Raw genomic sequence first — 26,269 nt, 5'->3', positions numbered from 1 at the left:
TAAAGGATATTTGAAAGAATAATAAGAATAGATTTCCTTTAAAGAATAAAGGAAATCCTGAATCTAAGTTAATTTGTCACAAATTATTCTTCTTCGTTTGTTACGGCGATGTCTTCTTCCTGATTGACTGCATTTGCTTGATGATTATGATGAGAAATTGCGCGTGCAGGGACAACAGTAGAAATAGCGTGTTTATATACCATTTGGCTTACAGTATTTTTAAGAAGAATAACAAATTGGTCAAATGATTCAATTTGACCTTGCAACTTAATACCGTTTACGAGGTAGATTGAAACAGGAATACGTTCACGACGAAGTGCATTTAAATAAGGATCTTGTAATGATTGTCCTTTTGCCATTTTCTTTTCCTTTTTTATTAAAATAATCAATAATGTCTGTAAGATCTTAGTTTTAGTAGCTATGCAATCGATTAAACTAAGAAACTGAACCAGCTTTAAACAGCTTATGCAACAATATAACAATAATATTTTGTGCTGTCATCAATGAAATTAACTGATCAGAAATTTATCTTTAATTTTGTGCTATTTTTTCAAGAATTTCTTGCTCTGATTGTTTGATATTTAGACTATCCAGCCAATTTATTGGTGAATTCCAACCACGAAGCCAAGTAATTTGCCGTTTTGCTAGTTGTCTTGTAGCACAAATGCTACGATATTTCATTTCTGCAAAATCATATTTTCCTTGTAGAAATTCCCACATTTGACGATAACCGACACAACGAATGGATGGTAAATTTAAGTGCAGATCCTTTCTAGCGAAGAGTTTTTCTACCTCTTGTTGAAAACCTTGTTCCAACATCTGTTGGAAACGAAGCTCTATACGCTGATGCAAAATAGCACGTTCTTTTGGAGTAATAGCAAATTGCAACAGTTGATAAGGTAAAGGTTCTCCTTTTTGTTCAGTTAATTCAGTCAGTGATTTTCCGGTTAAATAATAGACTTCCAATGCACGATTAATACGTTGTGGATCATTTGGATGGATACGTTGTGCTGATTGAGGATCAATTACCGCAAGTTGCTGATGTAACCCTTGCCATCCTATTTGTTCTGCTTGTTTTTCTATTTGCGTTCTGATTTCAGCATTTGCCTGTGGTAGTGGAGAAAGCCCTTCCAATAAGGCCTTGTAATAGAGCATTGTGCCACCAACCAGCAATGGAATTTTTCCTTTAGCAGTAATCTTTTGCATTAAAGTTAAAGCATCATTACGAAAATCGGCAGCAGAATAGCTTTCTGCAGGATCTTTAATATTAATTAGATGATGTGGCACGATAGCTAATTCTTCCGTTGTCGGTTTGGCTGTGCCAATGTCCATTCCTCGATAAATAAGTGCAGAGTCGACACTGATAATTTCACAAGGTATTTTTTTTGCTAATTGTAATGCCAGACCGGTTTTGCCTGATGCAGTCGGTCCCATTAAAAAAAGTGCAAGCGGTTTTTTATCCATAATGTTAATTTGTAACGAAATAAGGCGTTAAGTCAATTTGGTGACAATATTGCATAATATCTTGGTTTCCCGGCAATAATTGTTCCGTATCCTGTAATAAAGTAATAGCATCTGCCAATACACTAATAGGTTTAAATGTAATTTGTTGGCAAACGGAATTTAAAAATTGAGGAAAATCATCAAACGTTTGACTAAGTAACGAAATTACAATCTGTTGTAGATTTTGTTGTCGTAATAGCGTTGCTACTTGAGTAATAGTAATACGCTGATCGTAACATTGAATATGAAAACCGGCTTGAGTGAAAAACGTTTGATATTGGTTAAAATTTTCCAATTGAGAGTTATCCAACTGAAATGTTGTTGGAATCAGCAAAGCTTGCATCGGTTTATCTGGTTTTTGTAGCTGTAAACTACAATGCAACTGTTGTAATTTTTGTATTGACAATAAATACAGCTGTTCTTGTTGCTGTAAGCATAAATAGCCTTGAGACAATAAGGTTAAGACTTTCAAGTGATCATCATTTTGTTCGGTTCGATTCGATGATGGCATAATAACGTCTGTTTCTGTTGTAGTAGAATGATTACTACTGAGAGATTCAGATGAAATATTTTTGTCTGAATGTGAAGATTGCAGTAATTTCTCATATTGACGATAAGCAGCTTTATCATTTTGAGGGGAATGAGGGGTTGACCAACGGTTTATTGCATTTGTATTAAAAATATTATCTCCAGCGGCTTGTCGATTATTTTTGAATGCCGGAGGAAATGTATTATCTAGGTTGAGAGTTGATTGATAATGAGCATTAGGTTCAGCAATATTTTGCGATTTTTCTGATTCGACAACCATAGCGGTTTTATCGTTTTGTGCAAATAATTCTGTCGTTTGTGCCAATGCATTGGCAACACCTTGTAAAATAAAATCGTGTACTAAGCGTGCCTGATGAAAACGTACTTCGTGTTTAGTAGGGTGAACATTCACATCAACCAAAGTAGGGTCGAGATCGAGAAATAAAATAAAAGCAGGATATTGATCAGGCGAAAGATAATCGGCATAGGCTTGGCGAACGGCGTGTAAAATCACTTTGTCTTTCATCATTCTGCCATTGACATAACTGAAGTTAAAATCATTTTGAGAACGGAAAAATCTTGGTTCTGCTACCCAACCTTGTAAGTGCATTTCTTCATATTGCCAATCAATGCGTAAAGCGTGTTCGGTAAAGTCAGTACCACAAATTGTCGCAAGACGTTTTAATTGGCTGTTAGTGTCATTTGCTGCTTTATATTGGTGAATCAATTTTCCATTATGGGTTAATGTAAAATGCACTGTCGGTTTTGCTAATGCAATTCTTTTCACCACCTCATCAATATGGGCGAATTCAGTTTTATCGGAACGCAAAAATTTACGGCGTGCGGGGGTATTAAAAAAGAGATTTTCTACCTCAACAGTTGTACCGATTGGATGAGAAGCCGGTTTGATGGTAGTATCCATTTCCTGCCCTTGGGCATAAACTTGCCAGGCTTCGGTCTGTTCCGCTGTTCGAGAAGTCAGCGTTAAACGAGAAACGGAACTGATACTTGCTAGGGCTTCACCACGAAAACCTAGACTTAAAATATTTTCCAAATCATCCAAAGTGGTGATTTTGCTGGTGGCGTGGCGTACTAAAGAAAGTTGAATTTCCTCTTTCGCAATGCCATAGCCATTGTCACGAATACGGATCAAACGACTGCCACTTTGTTCTATATCAATTTGGATTTTATCAGCTCCGGAATCAAGACTGTTTTCAATCAACTCTTTGACAACGGAAGCTGGGCGTTCAACCACTTCCCCAGCGGCAATTTGGTTAGCGAGAAGTGGAGGTAGTATTTGAATAGGCATAATTAATTCTCCGTTAATCGTACTTTTTGTCCGACTAAAAGATGATCTGGATTTAATTTAGGATTTAGCTTTAATAGTCTGTTAACAGAAATATTGTAAGTTCGTGAAATCTGATATAGCGTCTCATCTTTCCTGACAGTATGGAATGTTGGTAATTTCTCATTTTTGTCTTTATTTTTATTTTGCTGTTGCTTATCCCTGTTTGTCTGAAGAGATGTATTTTCCATATTATGGTTGTTGCTTAGATTATTTTTACGATAATCGACTAAGCCGAGGTAAATAGCGTGAGCAATTTGACGGCGATAAGAGAGAGTATTCAGTTTTTGCTCTTCAATCTTATTACTAACAAATCCGGTTTCAACTAATACCGATGGAATATCTGGTGCACGTAGTACACCAAGGCTGGCGTGTTGTGGTTCTTTGCGACTTAATTGAGCAATTTGACCGAAACGGCGTAAAATATTATCACCAAGTTCGTAACCTACCCGTTGCGAATGCCCAAATTGTAAGTCAAGTACGGTTTGCCCTAAATATTTTTCATTATGTGTGGATAGCACATTACCGGCACCACCCAATAGTTCTGACTGTTTTTCGTGATCTTCAAGCCATTTTCCCATTTCACTGTTGGCTCTACGATTAGATAAAACCCATACGGAAGCTCCTTTTGGCGAAGCACTTGGTGCCGAATCGGCGTGGATAGAAATCAAAAAATTAGCTTTATATTTACGCGCAATATCAGAACGATCCGGCACAGAAATAAAATAATCGCCGGAACGAGTTAAAACTGCTTTAAAGTTTGGATCTCGGTCAAGCAATGCTTTTAGCTCTTTAGCAATAGAAAGAGTGATATTTTTTTCTTTGATTTTTAGAATTTTACCAATAGCACCTGGATCTTTACCTCCGTGTCCTGGGTCAATGGCTACAATGTATGTAGATGCACGATATGGTGTTGTAGTTGGTGGCGCAAAATTAACACTTGCTTCTTTTCGGTTTGTTTTTGAGGGGATGCTTTTTTTATCATTATTTTTGACAGCAACCGTTTTATTTGTACCGTTCGGATTAGCAATTTTTACTGAAATGGTATTGTTGTTGTGCATAAAAATGGCACGAACACTTTGTTCTAGCCGTAATACAACTCTAAGATTATTTGGACGAGCTGCTTTTGCTTGTTCAATGCTTTGTAGATTAGTGTTATTCTTACGAGGTAAAATGCCACGAACGCTATCACTATTAGAAAAATCTATGATTAAACGATTTGGTTTTTCAAGATAAAAATAACTATATTTTGTTGGAAAACTAAAGCGAAAATCGACTCTGGTTTCTTTATTGTTATTACTGATATTGATCGATTTCAATGTGCCGGCAACGCTCGACAAACTGACGGAAAAACATAGCAGGGCGAGTAACCAATAAATAAATAGCGTTAATTTTTTCATCTTATTCTTTAATATCAATAGGTTAGTTATTTACAGTAAAAATAGCAGCCGTTATTGTGCTGGATCTGACTTTAAAGCGCAAATAATTTGAGCCGCACTGTCTGAATTTGCGGTGAGCGTGATTTGGCGCGCTTGTTGCTGATATTCAATATTAATCAGCAAATCGGGCTGTGGAATTAAATCACCACCTTTTTCCGCCCATTCGAGCAAACAGAGTGTATTTTCGCGAAAATAGTCACGAAAACCGATAAATTCCAACTCTTCCGGATCGCTTAAACGGTAGAGATCAAAATGGTAAATGCTCTTTTGCTGCAAATGATACTCTTCCACTAAAGCGTAAGTCGGGCTTTTTACATTGCCGTTATAGCCCATTGCTTGAATAATCGCTCTTGTCAATGTGGTTTTACCTGCACCAAGCTGCCCATTAAGATAGATGACAAAATTTTGTGTTGGAGAGCGTAAAAAACGGCTTAACTTTTGCCCTAAAGCGATGGTTGCTTCTTCATTCGCAAGAAAAAGAGTTAATGATTCTGCCATAAAAAATCCCGAAATACTGAAAAAAGATAGAAAAGTTGCTTATCATAGCAAAATTATTGAATACGGATAAATTTTATTTGTTACAAGATTGTAAAAAATAAGCGAAAAGCATAAACTGAGGCGTATGCCTTAATTATCGTAGGATCTTTCATTATGCTTTGTTTCCGCAAATACCCTTCAACTACCGCAATGCAATGTTTTGAAACTGCTGCTAGACATTTAAGTTTTACTAAAGCTGCTCAGGAACTGTATATGACACAAAGTGCCGTTAGTAAACAGGTGGCGCAACTGGAAGATTTGTTGCAGTTACAGCTGTTTGAACGCTCTTCACAAAGTCTTTATCTCACACCAGTTGGTAAAAAGTTTTATATTGAAATTGAAAATATCTTGAAACAAATCGAGCTTTCTACGATTGATGTGATGGCACACGGTGCTGAAACAGAAACGCTTAATCTTGTTTCCCACCCAACATTTTGTGCACGTTGGTTAGTGCCGGCTTTAAAGGAGTTTGGAAAAGCTAATCCTAAGATTCATCTTGATGTTAAAATGTCCGAATTTTTCGGACATTTTTGTGGATAATTGCGCACTAATTATTATAAGGCTAAAACGGTTCTGCCGAATTTGCCATTAATCACTAAGGCGGCGGCTTCATAAAAGGCGAATGCCGCACAAATCAAGCCTTCAATACCGGCAATGGTATGCAATGTTTCGCTATGGAGAAAATTGGCTGCCGCTAATAAGAAAAATAGGATAACCAACGAGCCGAAAACCAGTTTTCCGATAGTGTTGCCGGCTAAAGTGCCAATAAACATCACACAAGAGAGCAATCCCCAAATTAATAAGAAAAAGCCTAGTGATGTTGAATTGACGGCGGTTAATCCAGCTAGAGGCGCGACCCAAATGAAAACAAGTGCTAACCAAAATGCGCCATAGGAACAGAAAGCAGTAAAGCCAAAAGTGTTACCTTTTTTCCACTCCATAATCCCAGCAATAAATTGCGCCAATCCGCCATAAAAAATCCCCATACTCATAATCATTACATCGAGCTGGTAGAAACCGGCATTATGCAGATTTAGAAGGAAGGTCGTCATCGCAAAACCAAATAAACCAAGCGGTGCAGAATTTGCTGTTTGATCTTTAAGTATGCGTTCCATATTGGATCTCCTCTAGTGGTTAAAAATTGATCCGATATTAACATTTGAAAAATAAATTTGAAATATTTTTTTAATAAAGGTGATGTTTTTTTTGGGGGGATAGGGGAATAATAATATTCCCCTTGATGAATTAATTTAACAAATTTTGTTTATTATGACATCAATGCTGAAATATATTTCAACATCACGCCGGCAGCAATTGCTGAACCGATAACTCCGGCAACATTCGGCCCCATTGCGTGCATTAGTAAGAAGTTTTGTTTATCCGCTTCTAAACCTAATTTATTGGCAACGCGTGCAGCCATAGGCACAGCGGAAACGCCAGCAGCACCAATTAATGGATTTAATGGGGTTTTACTGAAGCGATTCATCAATTTGCCCATTAAAACACCGCTAGCAGTACCGATACAGAATGCAATCACTCCCAATGCAAGAATACCAAGTGTTTGAGGTTGTAAGAATTTATCCGCAACCAGCTTGGCTCCAACGGAAAGCCCCAAGAAGATGGTGACGGTATTAATTAATGCATTTTGTGCTGTGTCACTTAGACGTTCTACAACGCCACTTTCACGCATTAAATTTCCGAAACAGAACATCCCTAACAACGGCGCAGCATCTGGAAGTAAGAGCGCAACTAACAGTAACAAGATGATAGGGAATAGAATTTTTTCCCTTTTGCTGACCGGACGTAATTGCACCATACGAATTTTTCGTTCTTGTTCAGAAGTTAATGCTCGCATAATTGGCGGTTGGATTAGTGGCACCAAAGCCATATAAGAGTATGCGGCAACGGCAATTGCTCCCAGTAACTCTGGTGCTAATTTGCTGGCTAAATAGATTGCAGTCGGTCCATCCGCCCCACCGATAATTCCGATGGCTGCTGATTGCGGTAAAGTAAATTCAATAATGCCGAAATAGTTTAATGCTAATGCACCCAGAACGGTGGCAAAAATACCGAATTGTGCTGCTGCACCAAGTAATAATGTTTTAGGATTAGCAATTAATGGACCGAAATCAGTCATTGCCCCGACTCCCATAAAGATAATCAACGGAGCGACACCAGAGTGGATAGCAACGTGATAAAACTGTGCCAAAACGCCCGGCGTGTAACCTAAATCGGTTGCCAAACTTTCCAACTCTTCTTGTACGGAAGGTAGTGCAGTGGTTAATGCCGCTTTAATAGAAGCCGGATCACTGGCACTGCCGAGCTTAGCGGCAACAAGTGTTAATTGATCGGCAATGTCTTGATGTAATAAATTATCTAAAGCCGTCATAGCTAGACCGGCTTCGGGAATGTTGGATAATAATCCACCAAAACCGATTGGCAGCAATAACAGCGGTTCAAACTGACGGGCAATCGCCAACCAGATTAAGAGTAGGCTGACCGCCATCATTATGGCTTGACCAAGGCTGAGGTGCCATAACCCCATACCTTGTATTAATGCAACAAAACTTTCCATATTGATGTCCCTAGACTAATGTCATTAGCGTATCACCAACGGCGACCATATCGCCTGCTTTGATTTTAATGCCCTGTACGGTACCGGCTTTGGCAGCACAGATTTGAGTTTCCATTTTCATCGCTTCAAGCACAAGCAACACATCATCTTGTGCTACCTGTTGTCCTTCTGTAACAACGACTTTAACAATTGATCCTGCCATTGGTGCGTTTACTGGTTCGCCTTGAGAGGATGATGAAGCTGGTGTAGCCGGAGCAGCAGGTGAGGCAACAGGTGTTGGTATTGGCGTAGGAGTAGGAGTTTGCGGTTGGCTGGCTGCAATTTGATTAATGTTGCCGCCGTTGCTGACTTTCACTACGAAGGCTTTGCCTTCAAGTTCAACGGTATAAATCGCAGATTCTGCAGTAGCCGGTTTAACCTCTGCTTTAACTGCGGCTTTTTCAACAGGTTTACCGGTTGGTTCAGGTTCAAATGCCGCCGGATTATTACGATTTTCAAGGAACTTCCAACCGACTTGAGGGAATAATGCAACAATAAGCACATCATCAATTTCATCTTTTGCCAGTTTAATTCCTTTTTCTGCCGCCTGTTGTTTTACTTCTGTGATTAACTTATCCATTTCCGGTGCAATATGGTCTGCTGGACGGTCGGTAATTGGCTGTTTTCCTTCTAAAACACGGGCTTGAAGTTCGGCATTAACTGGCGCCGGTGTTTTACCATATTCGCCTTTTAGAATGCCGGCGGTTTCTTTGGCGATATTTTTATAACGTTCGCCCATTAAAACATTGATCACTGATTGAGTGCCGACAATTTGAGAAGTTGGTGTTACCAGTGGAATATAGCCTAAATCTTTGCGTACTTGTGGAATTTCTTTTAATACAAGATCCAATTTATCAGAGGCATTTTGTTGTTTTAATTGGCTTTCCAAGTTGGTCAACATTCCACCTGGAACCTGTGCGACTAAAATTCGGCTATCAACGCCTTTTAATTGACCTTCAAAAGCGACATATTTTTTACGAATCTCACGGAAATAAGCTGCAATTTTTTCAATTTTATGCAGATCAAGCCCGGTGTCGTAAGGCGTATTTTGTAATGTGGCAACCATTGACTCTGTAGCCGGATGACCATAAGTTCCACTCATTGAAGAAATGGAAGTGTCGATACCGTCAACCCCGGCTTCAATTGCCTTTAATTGAGCCATTTCTGCCATACCGGTTGTAGAGTGGCAGTGTAAATGCAAGCGAACATCAAACCGTTTTTTGATTGCACTGACCAGTTCATAAGCCGCCATTGGCGTTAAAATACCCGACATATCCTTGATAACAAGGGAATCAATGCCGATTTCAAGCAATTGCTCAGTAGTATCCAACCAGGTTTCCAAAGTATGAACCGGACTGGTGGTGTAACTCAATGTACCTTGTGCGTGACCACCATTTTTTCGCACAGCGGTCAATGCTTGTTTCATATTACGAGGATCGTTCATCGCATCGAAAACGCGGAATACGCTCATTCCGTTGGCGACGGCGCGTTCAACAAAGCGATCGACCACATCATCGGCATAATGACGATAACCAAGAATATTTTGACCGCGTAAAAGCATTTGCAAAGGCGTTTTTGGCATTGCTTTTTTCAATTCACGCAAACGAACCCAAGGATCTTCGCCTAAAAAACGGATACAGGCATCAAAAGTAGCACCACCCCAAGCTTCTAAAGACCAATAGCCGACTTCATCCAACTCAGCGGCAATTGGTAACATATCTTTTAAACGTAAACGAGTGGCGAATAAAGATTGATGAGCATCGCGTAAAACGACATCGGTAATTGCGATTTTTTTAGCTTGTACTGTCATAATTTAGTTCCTTACTTGATTCCTTGTTGACGACGATGGTGCGCTATTGCAGCAATGATGACCGGGCGCAACCGTTCGATATCATCTGTTGTTTTTGGTGCTGAAATTTGAGAGTTCTCAGTGGATGTAGTTGCAAGTGGAGGAGGGGAAAAGCGATTAATCATATTGGACATTAGGCTAATTAGAAAGATCAGTAAAATAAGAAAACCGATCACGAAGCCCATACCGGAAAACATAAGATTTACGCCTTCCATCAAGAGTTCCAGTTTAGTCATAAACAACTCCTTACACTGATTTCAAGTCTGTCAATTATTACTAAAAAGAGAGGGAAGAAAATGCTCTTCCCATTTTTAGTGAGTGGTGATCTTAGCTTAAGATGCTAAGTTTAGAATTTGTAAAATACTTTATAACAGTCAAATTGAGTTTGCATAAAAATTTTTGCAATTCTGTGAAGTGGATCAAAAGAAATTTTGTTATTGGCACTTTATTTCTGCTTCACAAGAGATTAACTGAATAATCCTCCAATGTATTTAGATAAAGTGATTGCACTTAAAATTGCCATTAAAATAACAACGATAGCACCTGATATTGTCATCCAGATTGGATGTTTATAGTTGCCAACAATTTTTGTTTTGTGTGCGGCTAATAAAATTAACCCCAACGATATAGGTAGAATTAAACCGTTTAATGTTCCGACAAAAACTAAAACTTGCGCAGGTTTACCTACTGTTGCTAATACGGCTGTTGATATAACTATAAAGGCAATAATCCAGTAGTTTTTATGTTTTTCAATTGCTGGTGAAAAACTGGTAATGAATGAAACTGATGTATAAGCAGCCCCGATAACAGATGTAATGGATGCGGCCCAAATCACGATACCGAAGATAATCAGCCCTACATTACCGGCAACGTGAGAAAATGGAGTGGAAGCTGGATTGGCGGGGTTTAGTTTAACGCCTAAGGAAACAACACCAAGTACTGCCAAAAAGAGTACGACACGCATAATAGAGGCGATTAAAATAGCAGAAACAGAACTTTTACTGACTTCTTTTAATGAATCTTGTCCTTTGATGCCGGCATCAAGTAATCTGTGCGCACCGGCAAAAGTGATATACCCACCAACTGTTCCCCCAACAAGAGTAACGATAGCGATAACATCAATTTTTTCTGGGATAAATGTGTGTATGGCAGCATCTGCTAATGGAGGCTGTGCATTGACGGCAACATAAATAGTGAGTGCAATCATCACAAACCCCATTAATTGTGTAAATCGATCCATTATTTTCCCCGCCTCTTTAAATAAGAAAATACCTACCGCAATTGCACCACTGATGATAGCTCCTACTTCGGGTTCAAGCCCAGTTAAAATATTTAAACCGAGACCAGCGCCACCAACGTTTCCTATGTTAAAAGCTAATCCTCCTATCACTATCAGAACAGCAAGGAAATAACCTGCGCCTGGTAGTACTTGATTAGCAATATCTTGAGCTTTCTTTTCTGAAACGGCAACGATTCGCCAAATATTAAGTTGAGCTCCAATATCTAATAGAATGGAAAGTAGAATAACAAAGCCGAAACTGGCTAATAACGATTGAGTAAAGGTGGCGGTTTGTGTGAGAAATCCCGGTCCGATAGCAGAGGTTGCCATTAAAAAAGCGGCACCGAGTAATGCGCTACGATTTTTTATCATAGGTACTCCTTTCTATGTGATTAAATTAATTGGGGGTTAAATGGATTTGGTGTTCAGTCAGTGCCTTACGAATTTTTTCAGCAAATAAAATTGCGTGTTCTCCATCTCCGTGTAAACAGATACTGTCCGCTTGGATAGAAACATCTTTCCCATCAACAGTTTTCACCGAACCTAGTAAGACCATTTGTAGAACTTGGCTAATTGCTTCGTCATCATTATCTACTAATGCATTTGCTTGAGAACGTGGTACTAAGGAACCGTCAGCTAAATAATGACGATCTGCGAATACTTCAGAAATTATTTCAAGTCCGCATTGTTGTGCAACCTTTAACATTAAGCTACCGGATAACCCCATCAGTTTAAGTGAAGGATCAAATTGCTTAATCGTTAGCGCAATTAATGTTGCCAACGATTCATCTTTAGCTGCTTGATTGTATAACGCACCGTGAGGCTTAACATAGGATAGTGAAACACCTTCGGCATCACATAAGGCTTTGACGGCACCGAGTTGGTATAGCAAACAGGCTTTTAGCTCTTCATCGGGTAACTGCATATTGGTGCGTCCAAAATTTTCTCTATCAGGAAAACTGGGATGTGCACCGATACGCACATTGTTTTCTTTAGCCCATCGAATTGCTTTATGCATTTCATTAAAATCACCGGCGTGTAGTCCGCAGGCAATATTAGCGGAAGTGACTAACTGCAATAAGTGTTGATCGTTACTACAGCCTTCGGCGAGATCAACATTCAAATCAACGTGTTTCATTTATAACTCTCCGTATATTGTTGAGATAATTCTGATTTTTTTGATAAATTTCTAATGCGTATTGTCGTGAAGTTAATTGGAAATAGATCTCGCTACCAAAAGGGTTTTGAGCTAAACGTCCAAGATCAGCTTGAATAACACAACCCAATTTAGGGTAACCTCCAGTAGTTTGTGTATCTGCCATTAAAATAATCGGTTGCCCGTCCGGTGGTACTTGTATTGTCCCCATTGGTGCGGCATAAGAAAGCATTTCGAGTGTACTTTTTAATTTCAAAGGTTTTTCGCCGTAGAAACGGTAGCCCATACGGTTACTGTTTGCTGCTAATTTCCACGCTTGTTCTGTAAAACTTTGCTGACTTTCTGTGGTAAAAGAATCAAATTCAGAGGAAGTAATCACATAAATATGGTTAGTAAAAGAAATAGGCTCGATACCGATAGATGATAATGTTTGGTCGCGTTTTACCGTAGGAATATGATCACCTGCTTTTAATAAACGACCGCAATAACCGCCAAAAGCTGCCTTGATATCTGTACTGTAAGAATCCAATACTTTAGGTATTAAAAAACCACCAGCGACACAGAGATAAGCATAATTTCCTTGTGTGATACGTTTAATTGTTAAGCGTTGTCTAGCTTTGGCAGTATAACGCCAATAGGAGTAGATTGGTGTATCATCAAGATTAGCTTCACATAATGCACCAGTGATACAAAATGGGGTATCACAATCGAAAGTAATGCTTAATCCCCCTAGTGTAATTTCAATTGCAGGAGTATTTTCTTCATTATGTAATAAAATATTTCCTGCTTGTAATGCAAGTGTATCCATTGCGCCTGCGTGACCAATCCCGAAATTGCGATATCCGAAACGTCCTAAATCTTGAATGTGAGCAAATGCATTGATATTTTCAATATAAATCATAGTTGAATACTCTCTGCGATAAAACGAACATTATCACCAGCTTGCAATAGAACCGGGGGAGTTTGTTGAATATCAAAAAGTGGCATTTCTGTTCTAGCGATAAGTTGCCAACCTCCCGGTGAAGTAAATGGGTAAACTCCGGTTTGACTACCACCGATGCCAACTGAACCAGCAGGTACTTTGGTGCGAGGTTGGCTACGTCTCGGTGTATGTAAATTTTTCGGTAGACCACCTAAATAGGGAAATCCTGGTTGGAATCCCATCATAAATACGGTGTAGGTAGATGTGGTGTGGCGATGAATAATCTCTTTGGTGGTAGTTTGATGAAATTGGGCAACAGTAAAAAGATCCTCACCAAACTCTCCACCGTAATGAACTGGAATTTCGATTAATCGTGGTTGATGCTGAAATTGTTGCCGTTCTGATTGTTGCCATAACTGCTTCAGTTTTTTCTCTAATGCCGTTATATCAGTATCAATATGATAATAGATAGTGAAATTATTCATACCGACAACGACTTCTTCTACATCAGTGAAATGACGTGCGGAATCAGCCATAAACCAAATTCTTTGTTGTTTACTTAATTCTGCTGGAGGCGGTAATAAGACAAGTAATGAATGTTCGCTAGTATAGGAAAATGTAATCATTAGTGATAACTCCCGTTAAAAAACAGTTAAGTTTTTAAAGGTAATTGCAACAGCTGTCAAATAAAAAAAGAGAATCTAGAGTAGCAAAAATCAGAAATGTGATCTTACTCTCAAATTGTTAAATACATTTTGATAAAAATAAAAAAATTGGAGCGGGAAACGAGGCTCGAACTCGCGACCCCGACCTTGGCAAGGTCGTGCTCTACCAACTGAGCTATTCCCGCGTAACGGTAGTGCATTATACGAATATTTTTCGTCAGTGCAACTACCGAACAAGAAAATCTGATGATTTATCAAGCAGTCGATTAATCAAGATTGATAAAGTGTTGGCGATAGTACGCTAATTCAGCAATAGATTCGCGAATATCATCCAATGCTAAATGTGAATTTTTCTTTTTAAAGCCCGATAAAATTTCCGGTTTCCAACGGGCAGCCAATTCTTTCAATGTACTAACATCAAGATAGCGATAATGAAAATAATCGGCTAAGTCGGGCATATAGTTAAAAATGAAACGTTTATCTTGTGCAACGCTGTTACCGCAAATTGGTGAAGCTCCTTTGGGTACCCATTTTTTCAGAAAATCAATAGTTTGTAATTCAGCTGCACGTTCTGTTAATTTACTTTGTCGAACTCGTTCAATTAAGCCGTTTGCATTATGTGTTTTTTGGCACCATTCATTCATTCCAGCCAAAACGTTATCATCTTGTTTGATTGCTAATACTGGACCTTCTGCAAGAATATTCAAGTTTTTATCAGTAATAATAGTAGCTATTTCAATGATCCTGTCTTTATTAGGATCAAGTCCTGTCATTTCTAAATCAATCCAGATGAGATTTTGTTTATCTAATTGCATATATCGGGTATCCTTTATTCTAATTTTGTGCAACATTTTACGCTATTTTTATAAAAACGATAAGGAGCGAAATTGAGTAAACGTAAGCTGACGTACAATCAACAACGGCGAATAGCCTCTAATCAGCATAGAAATTTGCATAAACATCAACAACAATTAAAACAGCAAGATACTTGGAGTGAGGATATGTTGGGGGCGGTGGAAGAGGGTGTTGTTGTGACACGTTATTCGCAACACGCTGATGTAGAAAATATCCAAGGAGAAAAGTTTCGCTGTAATTTACGTCGAACGTTGGCTGATATTGTGGTCGGTGATCGAGTTATTTGGCGCAAAGGCTTACAGGAAATGGATGGTATTAGCGGTGTGATTGAAGCAAAACACCCACGCCAAAGTGAGTTGACTCGTCCGGATTATTACGATGGCTTAAAGGTTATTGCCGCCAATATTGATCAAATCGCTATTGTTTCAGCTATTATGCCAAAATTGTCATTAAATATTATTGACCGCTATTTAGTGATTTGTGAAAAGGCAAATATTACACCTATTATCATCGTTAATAAGGTGGATTTGTTAGATGATGAACAACGTGACAAAGTAAAAAATTTACTGATGATTTATCAGAAAATAGGCTATCAAACCTTAATGTTGTCCACTTTAACGGGAGAAGGGATGAATGAACTGACAACATTATTATCGCAGGGAAACTCTATTTTTGTTGGGCAATCAGGTGTTGGAAAGTCCAGCTTGGTGAATGCTATTCTCCCAGAAATTAAAACGGAAGTGGGGGAAGTCAGTGAATCTTCTGGTTTAGGACAGCATACGACGACAGCATCAACGCTTTACCATTTACCACAAGGTGGCAATTTGATCGATTCACCCGGTATTCGTGAATTCGGGTTGTGGCATTTAGAAACTGATGATATTACTCGTGGTTATCGAGAATTTTTACCTTATTTGGGGACTTGTAAGTTTAAAGACTGTAAGCATCTTCAAGATCCGGGATGCTCAATAAGAGAGGCGGTAGAAGAAGGCGTGATTGATCCTATACGTTTGGAAAATTATCACCGTTTAATTGCAGCTAAAAATGAAACAAAATCCCAACGACATTTTAGTAGCGCTAAGATGAGAAAAGAAAAAAGTATTTGATTTCTGTTTAAATATTCGGCAATTGGGTTATTTTTTCTTAAAATTATCTAATAAAAATACGTAATTTTGTGCGGTAACGCAAATTTTCGAGGATTTATACTTGATTCTTAGCGAAGAATGTCGATACTAGCGATGACATTTATTTTATAAAATAAAATAAATATTGAAAAAATGTTGCTATTCTACATTTTGCGTTGCAGTTAAACGATAAAGTGTAGTTATTTTTTATTTAACCATCTATGAGATTTAAGGAGAGAAAAATGTATTCTCAAGAAATTACCATCACTGCGCCAAATGGTTTACACACTCGTCCAGCTGCTCAATTTGTAAAAGAAGCCAAAGGTTTCTCATCAGATATTACCGTGACTTCAGGCGGTAAAAGTGCAAGTGCAAAGAGTTTGTTTAAATTACAAACCTTAGGGTTAACTCAAGGTACTACAATCACTATCTCTGCAGAAGGTGAAGATGAAGTTGCGGCGGTTGATCATCTTGTCGCATTAATTCCGACTTTAGAATAATTTATTCCGAAGTTATCATTCTGTTCTATTTAGTGATTTTAAAGAAGGTTATATTATGATTTCAGGTATTTTAGCTTCCCCAGGCATTGTTTTTGGTAAAGCCTTAGTATTGAAAGAGGAACAAATTGTTCTTGATAAACGTAAAATTTCCGATGATGAAGTGGAAAGCGAAGTTGCTCGATTCTACAGAGGTAGAGAAGCGGCGTCAGCACAGTTAACTGCAATCAAGGAAAAGGCACGTCAAACTTTAGGTGAAGAAAAAGAAGCCATTTTTGAAGGTCATTTAATGATCTTGGAAGATGAGGAGTTGGAAGAAGAAATCGTAGCCTATTTAAAAGAACATAAAGTAACAGCGGATGTTGCGGCTTCTGTCATTATTGATCAGCAAGTCGCAATGCTTTCTGATATCGATGATGAATATCTTAAAGAGCGTGCTGGAGATATTCGTGATATTGGAAATCGTTTGTTGAAAAATATTTTAGGTATGAACATTATAGATTTGGGTGAAATTTCGGAAGAATCTATTTTAGTAGCATATGATCTTACTCCATCAGAAACTGCACAGCTTAATTTAGATAAAGTGCTTGGTTTTATTACTGATATTGGAGGAAGAACATCCCATACCTCTATTATGGCACGTTCTTTAGAATTACCTGCAATTGTCGGTACAAATGATGTTACTTCACGCATTAATACCGGTGATTATGTTGTACTTGATGCAATTAATAATGCTGTTTATGTTAATCCTACAGAAGAAGAAATAAGCCATTTACGAGCATTAGAACAAAAATATAAAGAAGAAAAAGCGGAATTAATTAAATTAAAAGATTTGCCAGCAGTTACGTTAGATGGTCGTCAAGTTGATGTTTGTGCCAATATTGGGACAATTCGTGATATTGATGGAGCAGAACGTAATGGTGCGGAAGGTGTTGGTTTATATCGTACAGAATTTTTATTTATGGATCGTGATCAGCTACCAAGCGAAGAAGAGCAATTCCAAGCATATAAAGCGGTGGTGGAAGCGATGAAAAACCGTTTAGTTATTTTACGTACAATGGATATTGGTGGCGATAAAGATTTGCCTTATATGAATTTGCCGAAAGAGATGAACCCTTTCTTAGGTTGGCGCGCTATCCGTATTGCGTTGGATCGTCGAGAAATTTTAATTGCTCAGTTAAGAGCGGTTTTACGTGCTTCAGCATTTGGTAAATTAGCTGTAATGTTTCCAATGATCATTTCCGTTGAGGAAGTGCGGGAATTGAAAGCGGTATTGGAAACATTAAAACAACAGTTACGTGAAGAAGGTAAAGATTTTGATGAAAATATTCAAGTTGGCGTAATGGTTGAAACACCGTCAGCAGCTGTTAATGCTAAATTCTTAGCGAAAGAAGTTGATTTCTTTAGTATCGGAACAAATGACTTAACACAATATACATTAGCAGTGGATCGTGGTAATGAATTGATTTCTCATCTTTATAATCCATTGACACCTTCAGTATTATCATTAATCAAACAAGTAATTGATGCTTCACACGCTGAGGGGAAATGGACAGGAATGTGTGGTGAATTAGCTGGGGATGAAAAAGCAACCATACTATTGCTTGGTATGGGCTTGGATGAGTTCAGTATGAGTGCAATTTCTGTGCCGAAAATTAAGAAATTAATTCGTAATGTGAATTATCAGGATGCACAGGATCTTGCAAAAGAAGTTTTACAGCAGCCTACAGCAGAAGATATTGAACAACTTATTTCTAATTTTTTAGCTGAAAAAGCATTAAATTAGATACAAATATAAAATTTTCCGCTAATATTAAGCACAGCTTGAGCTTAGAAATGATTCTGATAAGGAGAAGAAAATGGGTTTATTCGATAAACTATTCGGTTCTAAAGAAAATAAATCTGTTGAAGTGCAGATTTATGCACCGTTAACAGGTGAAATTGTTAATATTGAAGATGTTCCAGATGTTGTATTTTCTGAGAAAATCGTAGGCGATGGAGTTGCAATTCGTCCTACCGGCAATAAAATTGTAGCACCGGTTGATGGTGTTATCGGTAAGATTTTTGAAACTAATCACGCTTTCTCAATGGAGTCAAAAGAAGGTGTTGAATTATTTGTCCACTTTGGTATTGATACGGTAGAACTAAAAGGTGAAGGTTTTAATCGTGTTGCACAAGAAGGACAAACTGTGAAACGTGGTGATACAGTAATCGAATTAGATCTTGAATTATTGGAAGCAAAGGCAAAATCAGTATTAACTCCAATTGTTATCTCTAATATGGATGAAGTGACACATATGGAGAAAAAATCTGGTGAAGCAGTTGCCGGAGAATCTGTTGTATTAGTAATTAGAAAATAATTGCTGTCATCATCAAAGATTAAAAACCACATTGTTTTAGACAATGTGGTTTTTGTTTTTAGGTTTATGCCCAATATTTTTTCTTAGATGTTTTACCGATACCCGGATTGAAACTATTTGTCGGATCTAACTGTTGATAGAATTTTTTCAAAGTCGGTTTGGCATGATAAAGATGCCCAACGTTGTGTTCTGCCGGATATTGCGCACCGCGTTGATCCAGTAATACCAACATTTCTTCTTCTAGCTGCTGAGTATCCACACCTTTTTTAATGATGTAATCCTGATGGAAAACGTGGCACATAAAGTGTCCATAATAGAGTTTATGGATACATTTTTGATTAATGTTGTCCGGTAAGGTTTCAAACCATTCTCTGTCATTACGGCGTAAAGCAACATCCAGTGCGACAATATCTTCCACTTGTTGGTGGTGAATAATGCGATAACGCACCGCTGCGCCGGCAACTGCAAAACGGTGTAGCATTGCTGCTTGCGCCTCTTGTGGATTGCATTCAAAAAATGCACTGCTCTTATTCGAGAAATAGTCTTGTAAAAAGTTTCTGGCTTCATTAATACCGTTATTTGCCATTTTTAAAATCAAATGATGTTCATATTGATCACGATAATCACGCAGTTTTTGCGGTAAATGTTGTGGTAATAGATGGCTTGCAAGTTGCATTAATTTATCGGAGATATTTTCCGGTAAAAACGGGATTTTGCGACAAAAACGATCAACATTATTCTTTAATTTAAATAATTTAGGTAAGTTGTTAGTGCCAAGAATTTTAATTGCCCAGAATGTGTCTTTGCCATAGATTGCTGCAACATCAAATGCCTCGCGATGAATATATTCACCTGAAATTGGCAACTGTTTAAATTCAGCTAAAATGGTGCGACGAATATCATTTAGTTCGTGAATATCATTAGTACCGATATAGAAAACCTGTGTATTTTTTTCTAATGGGAAAGTATCTACCCGAACCGCGAAAACCATCAATTTACCGGCGCAGCCGGAGGCCTCATATAAACGGTTAGGATCGGCATTAAAGCGTGCCGGCGTGTCTTCATCAACTTGACGTACGTGATCGCAATAGTGGTGATCGTGTCCGACACCGACATCATTATGAATATCTTGCGCTGTATAATCTTGATTTTCTAAACGGGTTAAAATTTCTTCAGGTGAAGAGCCTAAATCAACGCCTAGATGGTTGACCAATTTTAATTCTCCTTGCTGATCAATTTGTGCAAAGAGAGCCATTTGTGTATAAGCCGGCCCACGCTGAACCAAAGAACCGCCGGAATTATTGCAAATACCGCCTAATACAGATGCGCCTAAACAGGACGAACCAATCACGGAGTGTGCCTCTCTGCCGTGTTTAGCTAACTCTTGTTCCAACTTAAATAAGGTGCTTCCCGGTAAGCAAATTACTTGTTCGGCATTGTTAATAGTTTGAATTTTATCTAAACGCATTGTATTGACGATCACAATATCTCTATCATAATCGTTGCCGTCAGGGGTAGAGCCGCCGGTTAATCCGGTATTGGCAGCTTGTGTTATCACGATTACATCGGCAGCAACACAGGCTTGTAAAATTTGCCACTGTTCTAACAGCGAACCAGGTAAAGCAACAGCAATCGCTTTTCCTTCTCCGAACCGGAATCCTTGTCGATAAGGTAAGGTTTTGGCTTCATCGGTAAGTAAGTGTGGTTTGCCAACGATCTGTTGCAGTTTTTGAATGAGAGATTGCTTATTGTTCATAAAACACTCCTTTGTTTATCAGTAGGAAAAATAAATTTTAGAAATGTTAAATTTGTTAAAACCCAGTGATTATAGCGCCACTAGGGTATAACAGCTATCTTTTTTAAAGCAGGAAAAAACATTTTACAAGTTAGTAAAAAACAATGAAAAATAGCAACAAGGCACAATATATTGTGTTTGCATTATAAAAAATATCTATATATAGTATCTTCCGATTTTAAAAAGGAGATTGCTATGTTTACTTATTCCTCTCAACAACAACTTAATTCCGTAAATTATCGAGATCTATCTGTTTTACCGATTGTGATTAAACGTGACGGCTCTAAAGCACAGTTTGATTCCCAATTTATCTTAAATGCGATGAAAAACGCTGCACAGGCGGTCAATATTGAGGATGACAGCTATTTTGAACAACTTAGTCAGGAAATTAGTTTTGAAATTCTGAATGGGGTGAATCAACAGATTGATATTGCTGATATTCAACAGCGGGTTGAAAACCATTTAATGCAAAGCCGGTATCCGCAAGTGGCGCGTGCTTATATTGAATATCGTCACGATAGAGATAAAGAACGTGAAAAGAGAAGCCGATTAACGCAAGAAATTGAAGGGCTGATTGAACAAAATAATGTGTTGCTAATAAATGAAAATGCTAATAAAGATGCAAAAGTGATTCCGACACAACGAGATTTATTGGCTGGTATTGTTGCACGTCATTATGCAAAAAGTTATTTGTTGCCAAAAGAGGTAGTACAAGCTCACGAACGTGGTGAAATTCATTACCACGATTTGGATTATGCACCGTTTTTCCCAATGTTTAACTGTATGTTGGTTGATTTGCAAGGTATGTTAACTAAAGGTTTTAAAATGGGCAATGCTGAAATTGAACCGCCTAAATCAATTACGACTGCAACAGCAGTTACAGCTCAGATTATAGCTCAAGTGGCGAGCCATATTTACGGTGGAACAACCATCGATCGCTTGGATGAAGTGTTAGCGCCTTATGTTGAAAAAAGTTACCAAAAACATCTGCATAATGCGGAAGTGTGGCATATTCCTGATCGGGAGGGGTATGCAAAAGCTTTAATTGAAAAAGAGTGTTTTGATGCATTTCAATCTTTGGAGTATGAAGTCAACACGTTGCATACCGCTAATGGACAAACTCCGTTTGTTACCTTCGGTTTCGGGTTGGGGACAAGTTGGCAGGCAAAATTAATTCAACGTTCGATTTTGCAGAATCGTATTTTTGGTTTAGGAAAAAATCACAAAACTGCTGTATTTCCGAAATTGGTTTTTACGATTAAACGCGGTTTAAATCAACAACCACAAGATCCGAATTATGATATTAAACAATTGGCATTGGAATGTGCATCTAAAAGAATGTATCCAGATATTCTTAATTATGATCAAGTGGTAAAAGTTACCGGTTCATTCAAAGCGCCTATGGGATGTCGTAGTTTCTTAGGGCGTTATGTTGAGAACGGTAAGGAAATTCACGCCGGACGTAATAATCTTGGTGTGGTGAGCATTAATTTACCGCGTATTGCGTTGGAGGCTCAACACGATGAACAACGTTTTTATCATATTTTAGATCAGCGTTTAGCGATAGCTAAACAAGCGTTATTAACTCGAATTGCACGATTGGAACAAACTAAAGCAAGAGTTGCACCGATTCTCTATATGGAAGGCGCTTGTGGGGTGAGATTGAAAGCGGATGATAATGTAGCTGATATTTTTAAACAAGGAAGAGCTTCAATTTCACTTGGTTATATCGGTATTCACGAAACAATTAATGCATTATACGGACAAGGACATATTTTTGATTCTGAAGTGTTACAGGAAAAAGGTGTGGCGATTGTCAGTTATCTTAGTGAGGTAACAAAAAAATGGCAGGCGGAAACCGGTTATGCTTTCAGTTTATATTCAACACCAAGTGAGAGCTTGTGTGATCGTTTTTGTCGTTTGGATAGCAAGCGGTTCGGTGTTGTTGAAGGAGTAACTGACAAGGGGTATTACACCAATAGCTTCCATTTGGATGTAGAGAAAAAAGTCAATCCTTACGATAAATTGGATTTTGAAATGGTGTATCTACCTTTGGCGAGTGGCGGTTTTATCTGCTATGGAGAGTATCCTAATTTGCAGCATAATCTAAAAGCACTGGAGGATGTCTGGGATTATAGTTATGATCGAGTACCTTATTATGGTACTAACACACCTATTGATGAGTGTTATGAATGTGGGTTTACCGGTGAATTCGAGTGTACCAGTAAAGGCTTTGTTTGTCCGAAATGCGGTAATCACGATAGCACTAAAGTGTCGGTTATTCGTCGGGTATGCGGTTATTTGGGTAGCCCAGATGCTAGACCATTTAATCCTGGAAAACAGGAAGAGGTGAAAAGACGGGTTAAACATTTATAAGGCTTGAAAATGAATTATTTACAATATTATCCTGTTGATGTCGTTAATGGTGAAGGAACGCGTTGCACGCTGTTCGTTGCCGGTTGCACTCACCAGTGTCGTGGCTGTTATAACCAAAAAAGTTGGTCATTTGATGCCGGTGTGCCTTTTACTGATGCAATGGAAGAGCAGATTATTCGAGATTTACAGGATACACGTGTTCGTCGTCAAGGTTTATCGCTTTCCGGTGGTGATCCATTGCATCCGAAAAACGTTGAAAGATTATTACCGTTAGTGAAACGAATAAAAACGGAGTGTAAAGGGAAAGATATTTGGTGTTGGACAGGATATCGTTTAAACGAATTAAATCAACAACAGCGAGAAATGTTACATTATATTGATGTTTTGATTGATGGTAAATTTATACAAGAACAGGCAGACCCAAGTTTAGTTTGGCGAGGTTCAGCTAATCAGATTATCTATCGCTTTAACATTTAGATTACTTTTTAGACTAAAATTTATACCTATTTTTAGTTATAGATGATAAAAATTTCATCATATAAAGCAGATTGTTGTGATATTAATCACATCTTTACAGAAATTTTTAACAATAAGTTAAGGCTTTTGCTAGAATTTGTCCGTTTTGAACAACTATTGTTAAAGGTGAAATTATGTTGTGGTTCATTATTGCAGTTGCTTTATTAATAGCTGGCTATTTTATTTATGGATCTATCGTAGAGAAAGTTTTTAAGATTAATCCTAAACGTGAAACGCCAGCACATTTAATGGCAGATGGTGTTGACTATGTTCCTATGTCTAAAGGCAAAATTTGGTTAATTCAATTATTAAATATTGCAGGGACTGGGCCAATTTTTGGACCAATACTTGGTGCATTATACGGGCCAGTAGCAATGTTATGGATTGTTTTTGGTTGTATTTTTGCTGGAGCAGTACACGATTATTTTAGTGGTATGTTGAGTGTGCGTAATGGTGGTGCTTCCGTGCCTAATTTAGCCGGTAAGTATTTAGGACAACCAGCCAAGCATTTTATGAATATCTTGGCACTGCTGTTGTTGGTATTAGTAGGGGTGGTATTTGTTACTTCACCTGCTAATTTATTGACTAACCTTACAGTTAATGAATTACCACGTTTCTTTGATGTTTCTTTTGATAAAAGTTCAACTTTAGCTATTTGGACATTAATTATTTTTGCCTACTATATTGTAGCCACACTTGTGCCGGTAGATAAAATTATTGGTCGAATCTACCCATTATTCGGTGCTTTATTGTTATTTATGTCTGCAGGAATGTTCATTGCATTATTAGTTGAAGGCAAACCTTTGTTCCATTCCTTTGGCGGAGATATATCATTAACGGATTTCTTTAAAAATCTTAATCCATCAGGTTTACCACTTTGGCCATTATTATTTGTAACTATTGCTTGCGGTGCAGTTTCAGGTTTCCACGCTACACAATCACCATTAATGGCGCGTTGTATGGAAAACGAAAAAGAAGGAAGGTTTGTATTCTATGGTGCGATGATCGGTGAGGGTATTATTGCTCTTATTTGGTGTGCAGTAGGTTTAACTTTCTATGATAGCCCTGAATTAATGAATGAAGCGATTAAAGCTGGAACACCGGCACAAGTAGTTTATGAATCAGCAACAACTATGCTAGGTATGTTTGGTGGTTTCTTAGCAGTACTTGGTGTAGTAGTGTTGCCAATTACTTCTGGGGATACTTCTTTCCGTGCAGCTCGATTAATTATCGCTGAATTTTTCAAAATGGATCAGCGCCATTTAGTTAAACGATTAATTATTGCTATTCCATTATTCGTTATAGGATTCATTATCTCTAAAGTAGATTTCCAAGTGATTTGGCGTTATTTTGGTTGGGCAAACCAAACTACGGCAATGGTGATGTTATGGACAGCTGGGGCATATCTCTATCGTTATAAGAAATTTCATTGGATTTGTACTATACCGGCTATATTTATGACAATGGTTTCGGCAACTTATTTAGCATATGCGAAAATTGGCTTTGGCTTAGATTATACTGTGGCAGTATGGTTAGGTGTTGCTATGACAGTAATAGCTGTTGTTGCTTTCTTCTTGTTATTAAAACCAATTGCTAATGGAGATCCCGATTCAGAGGTTACCTCTGCTTAATTATTGATTTTAATTAATTGATTATGCAAAATAGCCATCTACTTTTATAGATGGCTATTTTTGTTATGAAAACATTCATTTACCTACATTTATTTAGTGCTTGGTTAAGTTTAATTCTGTTCGTGATTCGTGGTGGCTTGCAATTACAGACAAAAGATTGGCGTCAATATAAATTGTTACGTGTTTTACCGCATATTATTGATACTGTTTTGCTATTGAGTGGTCTTTCTTTTCTACTCTTTTTTCAATTTCCATTAATGAATTGGTTAATAATTAAATTTATTGCTTTGGTGTTATATATTATTTTGGCAGCAAAAGCATTTAAACGACAAAATCCACAAAATAAATTCATTTTACCTGCATTAATTAGTTTTATTGTCGCGATGTTATTAGGCTATTTCCATTAATATTATGCCGTTTTTTGATACCCACACCCATTTAGATTATTTGGCACAAGATCTGAATCAATCATTATCGCAACTGGTGGCAGAAGCAAATGCGCAACAAGTTGAGAAAATGTTGGTTGTCGGCATTAATCGACAAAGTATTGATTTTTTGCCGACTTGGCTCAGTGGGCAACCGAATCTCTACTATGGTGTGGGATTGCACCCTCTTTTTATTGCTACCCATCAGCGTCAAGATTTGGATTATCTGGAACAACATTTGGCACAGCAAAATAACCAATGTATTGCGGTGGCGGAAATTGGCTTGGATCGTTATCCGGCAGACATTATCACGGAGCAAATGTGGCAGAAACAGTGCGAATTTTTTGATGCACAATTAAGTTTGGCAAACCGTTACCATTTGCCGGTGAATCTACATTCTCGCCGCGCACACGATCAGCTCTATACCTTTTTAAAGCGACATCAATTGCCGAAAGCCGGTATTGTTCACGGTTTTTCCGGCAGCTATGAACAGGCGAAACGATGTGTTGATCTCGGCTATAAAATTGGTGTCGGCGGTACTATTACTTATCCACGTGCGAATAAAACTCGACAGGCAATTGCCCGTTTGCCGTTATCCGCTTTGGTGCTTGAAACGGATAGCCCGGATATGCCAATAATGGGCTGGCAAGGGCAGCCGAATCATCCGGCACGTTTGCCGCTTATTTTTGCAGAATTATGCCAATTAAGATCAGAAAATCAGGAGAATATTGCAGAACAGCTTTGGCAAAGCAGCGTACAGTTGCTGTTGTCGGAAAAGCATAGTTAAGTATTATGAGCTAAATTGTTATTTATAGCTGAAGTCATTACAATAAACGGATTTTCTATTGATTAA

At 38.0% G+C, this 26,269-nt stretch carries 24 protein-coding genes, 1 tRNA gene and 2 pseudogenes; 10 read left to right on the top strand and 17 right to left on the bottom strand.

The window, feature by feature from the left end; all coding sequences use genetic code 11:
* Positions 1–83: 83 nt before the first annotated feature.
* The 6 genes and pseudogenes from hfq to tsaE all read right to left on the bottom strand — a co-directional run bounded on the left by hfq (position 84) and on the right by tsaE (position 5,313).
* Complete coding sequence (hfq, locus tag JP36_RS09315; protein ID WP_039136512.1) at positions 84–359, bottom strand: RNA chaperone Hfq; 276 nt, start codon at positions 357–359, stop codon at positions 84–86.
* Between the two features lie 172 nt (positions 360–531).
* Positions 532–1,464, bottom strand: coding sequence for a tRNA (adenosine(37)-N6)-dimethylallyltransferase MiaA (miaA, locus tag JP36_RS09310; protein WP_039174106.1), 933 nt, complete (start codon positions 1,462–1,464; stop codon positions 532–534).
* Positions 1,465–1,468: 4 nt separating this feature from the next.
* The gene (gene mutL, locus JP36_RS09305) at positions 1,469–3,340 is read right to left on the bottom strand and encodes a DNA mismatch repair endonuclease MutL (RefSeq protein WP_039174104.1); all 1,872 of its coding nucleotides are present in this window, start codon (positions 3,338–3,340) and stop codon (positions 1,469–1,471) included.
* A gap of 244 nt (positions 3,341–3,584) precedes the next feature.
* Positions 3,585–4,266: pseudogene (locus JP36_RS12000) on the bottom strand (N-acetylmuramoyl-L-alanine amidase); the annotation flags it as partial.
* A 192-nt stretch (positions 4,267–4,458) separates the two neighbouring features.
* Positions 4,459–4,776 (bottom strand): annotated as a pseudogene (locus tag JP36_RS11995) (AMIN domain-containing protein); the annotation flags it as partial.
* A 51-nt stretch (positions 4,777–4,827) separates the two neighbouring features.
* Positions 4,828–5,313: a tRNA (adenosine(37)-N6)-threonylcarbamoyltransferase complex ATPase subunit type 1 TsaE gene (tsaE, locus tag JP36_RS09295; protein ID WP_039088525.1), complete on the bottom strand. Its 486-nt coding sequence runs from the start codon at positions 5,311–5,313 to the stop codon at positions 4,828–4,830.
* A 153-nt stretch (positions 5,314–5,466) separates the two neighbouring features.
* On the opposite strand from tsaE, the gene JP36_RS09290 reads away from it, so the two are divergent.
* Positions 5,467–5,892, top strand: coding sequence for a LysR family transcriptional regulator (locus JP36_RS09290; RefSeq protein WP_234702181.1), 426 nt, complete (start codon positions 5,467–5,469; stop codon positions 5,890–5,892).
* Positions 5,893–5,906: 14 nt separating this feature from the next.
* On the opposite strand, the gene JP36_RS09285 is transcribed toward JP36_RS09290, so the two are convergent.
* The 10 genes from JP36_RS09285 to orn form a co-directional block, all read right to left on the bottom strand.
* Positions 5,907–6,467 (bottom strand): acetate uptake transporter, encoded by a 561-nt coding sequence (locus tag JP36_RS09285; RefSeq protein WP_039174099.1) that lies wholly within the window; start codon positions 6,465–6,467, stop codon positions 5,907–5,909.
* A gap of 152 nt (positions 6,468–6,619) precedes the next feature.
* Complete coding sequence (locus tag JP36_RS09280; protein ID WP_039174097.1) at positions 6,620–7,927, bottom strand: sodium ion-translocating decarboxylase subunit beta; 1,308 nt, start codon at positions 7,925–7,927, stop codon at positions 6,620–6,622.
* A 10-nt stretch (positions 7,928–7,937) separates the two neighbouring features.
* Positions 7,938–9,776: a sodium-extruding oxaloacetate decarboxylase subunit alpha gene (gene oadA, locus JP36_RS09275; protein ID WP_039174095.1), complete on the bottom strand. Its 1,839-nt coding sequence runs from the start codon at positions 9,774–9,776 to the stop codon at positions 7,938–7,940.
* Positions 9,777–9,787: 11 nt separating this feature from the next.
* Entirely contained in the window at positions 9,788–10,051 is a 264-nt protein-coding gene (locus tag JP36_RS09270; protein WP_039095279.1) for an oxaloacetate decarboxylase subunit gamma, read from the bottom strand.
* Positions 10,052–10,281: 230 nt separating this feature from the next.
* Positions 10,282–11,466, bottom strand: coding sequence for an NRAMP family divalent metal transporter (locus JP36_RS09265; RefSeq protein ID WP_039174093.1), 1,185 nt, complete (start codon positions 11,464–11,466; stop codon positions 10,282–10,284).
* 25 nt (positions 11,467–11,491) lie between these two features.
* Entirely contained in the window at positions 11,492–12,232 is a 741-nt protein-coding gene (gene pxpA / locus JP36_RS09260; RefSeq protein ID WP_039174091.1) for a 5-oxoprolinase subunit PxpA, read from the bottom strand.
* Positions 12,219–13,151, bottom strand: a complete 933-nt coding sequence (locus tag JP36_RS09255) for a biotin-dependent carboxyltransferase family protein (protein WP_039174088.1) — start codon at positions 13,149–13,151, stop codon at positions 12,219–12,221. Before JP36_RS09255 ends, pxpA begins: the two co-directional genes overlap by 14 nt.
* Positions 13,148–13,798 (bottom strand): 5-oxoprolinase subunit PxpB, encoded by a 651-nt coding sequence (pxpB, locus tag JP36_RS09250; RefSeq protein ID WP_039174086.1) that lies wholly within the window; start codon positions 13,796–13,798, stop codon positions 13,148–13,150. The genes JP36_RS09255 and pxpB overlap by 4 nt, the downstream gene beginning before the upstream one ends.
* A gap of 148 nt (positions 13,799–13,946) precedes the next feature.
* Positions 13,947–14,022 (bottom strand) — tRNA-Gly (locus JP36_RS09245).
* Between the two features lie 81 nt (positions 14,023–14,103).
* Entirely contained in the window at positions 14,104–14,652 is a 549-nt protein-coding gene (orn, locus tag JP36_RS09240) for an oligoribonuclease (RefSeq protein WP_039174084.1), read from the bottom strand.
* 72 nt (positions 14,653–14,724) lie between these two features.
* On the opposite strand from orn, the gene rsgA reads away from it, so the two are divergent.
* The 4 genes from rsgA to crr all read left to right on the top strand — a co-directional run bounded on the left by rsgA (position 14,725) and on the right by crr (position 18,673).
* Positions 14,725–15,798, top strand: coding sequence for a small ribosomal subunit biogenesis GTPase RsgA (rsgA, locus tag JP36_RS09235; protein ID WP_039136469.1), 1,074 nt, complete (start codon positions 14,725–14,727; stop codon positions 15,796–15,798).
* A 260-nt stretch (positions 15,799–16,058) separates the two neighbouring features.
* Positions 16,059–16,316 carry a phosphocarrier protein Hpr gene (gene ptsH / locus JP36_RS09230; protein WP_013746754.1) on the top strand — a complete coding sequence of 86 codons (258 nt, stop codon included), beginning with the start codon at positions 16,059–16,061 and terminating at the stop codon, positions 16,314–16,316.
* A gap of 55 nt (positions 16,317–16,371) precedes the next feature.
* Complete coding sequence (ptsI, locus tag JP36_RS09225; RefSeq protein WP_039136466.1) at positions 16,372–18,099, top strand: phosphoenolpyruvate-protein phosphotransferase PtsI; 1,728 nt, start codon at positions 16,372–16,374, stop codon at positions 18,097–18,099.
* A 73-nt stretch (positions 18,100–18,172) separates the two neighbouring features.
* Positions 18,173–18,673: a PTS glucose transporter subunit IIA gene (crr, locus tag JP36_RS09220; protein WP_039136462.1), complete on the top strand. Its 501-nt coding sequence runs from the start codon at positions 18,173–18,175 to the stop codon at positions 18,671–18,673.
* A 64-nt stretch (positions 18,674–18,737) separates the two neighbouring features.
* On the opposite strand, the gene dld is transcribed toward crr, so the two are convergent.
* Positions 18,738–20,429, bottom strand: coding sequence for a D-lactate dehydrogenase (gene dld / locus JP36_RS09215; RefSeq protein ID WP_039136460.1), 1,692 nt, complete (start codon positions 20,427–20,429; stop codon positions 18,738–18,740).
* A 234-nt stretch (positions 20,430–20,663) separates the two neighbouring features.
* Between dld and nrdD the strand changes: the two genes are divergently transcribed.
* From nrdD to JP36_RS09190, 5 genes are all read left to right on the top strand, one after another.
* The gene (gene nrdD, locus JP36_RS09210) at positions 20,664–22,844 is read left to right on the top strand and encodes an anaerobic ribonucleoside-triphosphate reductase (protein WP_234702180.1); all 2,181 of its coding nucleotides are present in this window, start codon (positions 20,664–20,666) and stop codon (positions 22,842–22,844) included.
* A gap of 9 nt (positions 22,845–22,853) precedes the next feature.
* Positions 22,854–23,321 carry an anaerobic ribonucleoside-triphosphate reductase-activating protein gene (gene nrdG, locus JP36_RS09205; protein ID WP_039174083.1) on the top strand — a complete coding sequence of 156 codons (468 nt, stop codon included), beginning with the start codon at positions 22,854–22,856 and terminating at the stop codon, positions 23,319–23,321.
* A 173-nt stretch (positions 23,322–23,494) separates the two neighbouring features.
* Positions 23,495–24,991 carry a carbon starvation protein A gene (locus JP36_RS09200; protein WP_039174082.1) on the top strand — a complete coding sequence of 499 codons (1,497 nt, stop codon included), beginning with the start codon at positions 23,495–23,497 and terminating at the stop codon, positions 24,989–24,991.
* 65 nt (positions 24,992–25,056) lie between these two features.
* On the top strand, positions 25,057–25,398 hold the full coding sequence (locus JP36_RS09195; RefSeq protein WP_039136548.1) for a SirB2 family protein: 342 nt from the start codon (positions 25,057–25,059) through the stop codon (positions 25,396–25,398).
* Between the two features lie 4 nt (positions 25,399–25,402).
* Positions 25,403–26,203 carry a TatD family hydrolase gene (locus JP36_RS09190; protein WP_039174078.1) on the top strand — a complete coding sequence of 267 codons (801 nt, stop codon included), beginning with the start codon at positions 25,403–25,405 and terminating at the stop codon, positions 26,201–26,203.
* Positions 26,204–26,269: the final 66 nt, after the last annotated feature.

It is taken from the genome of Gallibacterium genomosp. 1 (assembly GCF_000771875.1).
Lineage (GTDB): Bacteria > Pseudomonadota > Gammaproteobacteria > Enterobacterales > Pasteurellaceae > Gallibacterium.
Note: the sequence above shows the minus strand (reverse complement) of the source record. Positions and strands in the feature narration are given on the sequence as shown.